1 protein-coding gene is annotated in these 610 nt (G+C 39.0%); it reads left to right on the top strand.

Annotated features, from left to right (window positions below):
- A partial coding sequence (locus ACYQ2O_RS12670; RefSeq protein ID WP_459796764.1) for a DDE-type integrase/transposase/recombinase occupies positions 1–560 on the top strand: 560 nt, incomplete at its 5' end.
- Positions 561–610: the final 50 nt, after the last annotated feature.

Below are 610 nucleotides of genomic sequence, written 5' to 3'. Positions count from 1 at the left end.
ATGAGACGTACATTCGTATTAAAGGAAAATGGAACTATCTTATTTTCTTTTTCGATGCCATCAATAAAATCATCTTGTCTGATCATGTATCCGCTCATCGTGATACGGACGCAGCTATTGAAGCTTTGCGAGAAGCCTTGGTCAAAATCAATCTGGAAGAACGGGAAAACATTAACTTCATCGTTGACGGCAATCCCATTTACTTGCTTGCCCAACAATACTTTGCCAAGCATGATATTAAATTTGATATCACTCAAGTCATTGGCTTAACCAATGAAGACGAAGTTTCTCAAGAATACCGTTGGTTAAAACAAACGATTGAACGCTTAAATCGTTCATTTAAATCAGATTATAGAGTGACGAATGGCTTCAAAAGTATGAATGGTGCAGAAGTGCGTATTACATTGTTTACGACTTTTTATAATTTTTTGCGCCCACACCAGGCATTAGACTATAACATCCCTGTAGCTATTCCCGAGGTGCAAAAACAAGCTCACATGCCCGCCAAATGGTTAACACTCATTGAGTTAGCACAAGATTACGTGGAAAGTGTAGCCTGATTTGGCATCAGAGCCCAGAATCGCTTTAAAAGAGCTCAAATGACCGTAGA

The sequence above is a fragment of the Alkalibacterium sp. m-11 genome, assembly GCF_054658155.1.
Note: the sequence above shows the minus strand (reverse complement) of the source record. Positions and strands in the feature narration are given on the sequence as shown.